Origin of the sequence: Olivibacter ginsenosidimutans (genome assembly GCF_039542865.1) — a bacterium.
GTDB lineage: Bacteria > Bacteroidota > Bacteroidia > Sphingobacteriales > Sphingobacteriaceae > Olivibacter > Olivibacter ginsenosidimutans.
The window spans coordinates 1-2,955 of the sequence record NZ_BAABIQ010000018.1 but is presented as its reverse complement, the minus strand read 5'-3'; the positions used below and the strand labels follow the sequence as shown (position 1 = coordinate 2,955).

General features: G+C 33.4%; 5 protein-coding genes and 1 pseudogene. All 6 read left to right on the top strand.

Annotated elements, in window-relative coordinates:
- The first annotated feature begins 120 nt into the window (after window positions 1-120).
- Window positions 121-642, top strand: a complete 522-nt coding sequence (locus ABD930_RS08760) for a hypothetical protein (RefSeq protein WP_345231346.1) — start codon at window positions 121-123, stop codon at window positions 640-642.
- A gap of 214 nt (window positions 643-856) precedes the next feature.
- Window positions 857-1,138 (top strand): annotated as a pseudogene (locus tag ABD930_RS08755) (DUF6883 domain-containing protein); the annotation flags it as partial.
- 8 nt (window positions 1,139-1,146) lie between these two features.
- Window positions 1,147-1,335 carry a DUF4926 domain-containing protein gene (locus tag ABD930_RS08750; protein ID WP_345231345.1) on the top strand — a complete coding sequence of 63 codons (189 nt, stop codon included), beginning with the start codon at window positions 1,147-1,149 and terminating at the stop codon, window positions 1,333-1,335.
- 376 nt (window positions 1,336-1,711) lie between these two features.
- Window positions 1,712-1,996, top strand: coding sequence for a hypothetical protein (locus tag ABD930_RS08745; RefSeq protein WP_345231344.1), 285 nt, complete (start codon window positions 1,712-1,714; stop codon window positions 1,994-1,996).
- A gap of 11 nt (window positions 1,997-2,007) precedes the next feature.
- Complete coding sequence (locus ABD930_RS08740; protein ID WP_345231343.1) at window positions 2,008-2,553, top strand: hypothetical protein; 546 nt, start codon at window positions 2,008-2,010, stop codon at window positions 2,551-2,553.
- A gap of 17 nt (window positions 2,554-2,570) precedes the next feature.
- Window positions 2,571-2,955, top strand: a 385-nt coding sequence (locus tag ABD930_RS08735) for a hypothetical protein (RefSeq protein WP_345231342.1), incomplete at its 3' end; no start/stop codon positions are given.

The following is a 2,955-nucleotide window of genomic DNA, read 5'->3' as shown; positions in this document are numbered from 1 at the left end:
ATCTTTCAGACATGACCATGCTATTGACACTGGACAGAAAAACATCGTTCAAAAGAAAACAAACATGCTTTTTAAGCATGCTGCAAATTTAACCGGACACTAATGCTATTAAATTATTAGATGGAAAATAATATGAAACAAGTCGTTCAAAATAAATATTTGAAAGGGTTTAGTTTTTCGTCTTCGGAAGAAGCATTAACTTTTTATAATAATCAAAAAGCCGATCATAGTTTATCGATAGAAGATACATTTGGCGATAATTACTACTGTTATGTTTGCTATCATTCATTAACAAATGATAAATTATTTGTTTTGTCTTTTAGTAGTGATGAACGAGAAGACAATTTGAACTTTTTGTATTGGAATAATTTGGTTGTGTTGGATACTGGGAAAAGTATTTATCTAATAGATGAAGCTGTAAAGATTAAAGTGTCACTAGAAGTCACTACACCTTTAGTTGGGTTGTATGTGATAAATGATGAAAAGTTGCTTGTATTGGAAGAAGCCTTTATAAGAGTAATAAATTACAAAGGCGAGGTTGTAAAGAGTGAACAGACAGACCTTATAGAGGATTTTAGCATTAAGGGTAAATTGCTGCATATTCGGACTGATGGGGGTAATAAAATTATTGAGTTGATTTGATATAAATGATCAAGTGCCGCTAAGACGGGAAAGTCGTTTTTATGACCTGAAATGGATAAAGTATCGATATCAACCCCTGTCCGCCTAGAGTGACAACACATATACGTTACAGATAACAAAACCTTATGAAACAAAAGAAGGCATCCTTTTTAGTTCGTATGTTTGAAAAGGTATAGCTCCGCCAAGAAGAAGATGAGAAGAAAAATGGAAATTAGCTAAGTATTTATTAAATCCAGAACATCCTGTGGGAGCTTCGAAGGCAGCATGGTTTGAAAAAGCTTTAGGTTTTACGAAAGCAAATGCTGATCAATTAGCAAAACAACTTGTTTTTGATGCGAGTAAGGCAGTAGAAACAGCGGTAACTAAATATAGAACACAATATAATCAAGTTATTTCTGTAACAGGTGCTAATGGCCGTGTAATTAACGTTACCACAGCATGGATTAAAAATAATGATGACGTAATACGACTAGTTACGGCATTTCCAACAAAATAGATTTTGATATGATAAATCAATATGATATAGTTAAATCATTAACACGATTAAATGACAAAGTACCCGAAGATTGTAGGGGAGTAGTAGTGATGGTTTTGCCAGACTTTCCAGTTGGTTATTTAGTCGAATTTATGAATGATAAGACAGAAACATTGGATGTTTTAGCGGTTACTGCTGAGCAAATTGAAAAGATATAGTAACGGAGTATTATAGTATCCAAGGGCAGCTGAAGTTCATCCGAAGAAATTGCAAGGGTTTTACACGGATTAAGAAGAGAGCTTGGAGTAAAATATAAATCACTTACCCCTGACAATGTATTACAACAGATTTATCTAAGAAATCTTCAAAAGTATGGAGATAAGCTTGGTCCTACAATTGACTATTTAAGGGAGCAAGGAAAATCATGGGATGATATAATCAATAGTGCAACACGAACAGGAGGAAAAGATTTGGGATTTTAAAATTTGAAATAATTACAATTATGTTATTACGAAACTTTGATTATGCAACGAGATACTTTGACTACAAGTCAAAGACTGAACTTGAAAAGACTGCAAATCACCAAGTAAATGGTTGACCCAATTTTCAAGCAGTACTATTGATGATGCTGTAGCTTATGCAATGAAAAATAAAGTTACTCACGTCTTTGGTAAGGCAGCTCATAATCTTGACCCATTAGTAACAAAGCTTGGTGGGCAAGAAAATACTTTTAGGGCTGTTTTAAATGCTGCAAATGGAAAACTTCCAGTAAGTGGAGTTTTTAATAATGTTTCCGTAAATGTTGGTGGTTACAATGTTATAATTAGGGGCAGTGTTGTTAACGGAGTTCCGAAAATTGGAACAATGTTCATTCCTTAAAATGATAGACTATGGATTGGAAAGAACAGTTGTCAAAACTTGAACAAAGCAAAGATTGGAAATCTGCCATTGCTTTAATACAGGAAACTATTAATCAAAATAGTAGTAGCATAGATGCATATTTAAGTATGAATTACTTACTTATGAATTTATTGGTTGAAGAACAATACGACCCCAATGGCCACGATTATTATGCAGGGTTATTAAAGAAGTATTTTATTGAATCATATGCTAAATTTTCCAATAACCCGGAATATCTTTTTTATATCGGACAGATAGCCTGCATATCTGAGTGGTATTTTGATATTGAAATTGAAGAAGCTCAAAGTATGATGAAAAAGGCATCAGAACTCGAACCAGGTAGCATTCTTTACAAATGGGCTAATTATAGTGGTTTAGATATGCGTGAATCAAGCAATAAAGAAAAGATGATTGTATATGCTAAACAAACTTTATCCGAACCCGAAGTTAAAAGGGAGTTGAAATCTAAAGGGGCATTAGGAAAATACCTTTGGGATTCATTAGAATATTGGAGTAAGGAAGAAATTACTAAGTAGATTAAAGAAAATATGAAATGAAGCTGTTAATAAAAATATTGCTGTTTGTTTTAGCTGCACTTGTTACTAATGTGAAAGTAATAAGTGCAGCTATTACATTTCCCAATATTCAGGAGGTAACAATATCTTCTTCATTTCAAAATGAAACACCAAAAACAGTTTTCAAAGTCATTAAAAATAATGAAACAACTTATTGTCAAAATAAGCAGAATTTAGTAGATTATAGAAGTTGGGGTATAGGAGTTGAGGTAGTTGCCGCTAAGACGGGAGCTAACATAGGTACTAAGTTAGAGTACGTATTTGGTAAAGCTACAGGGTCTGCTCACAATATCGAACGTTCAACAGGAATGTTAAGGCAACTTGAAAGTGTTGGTATTTTCGATAATGCTGCAGGAAGGTCTC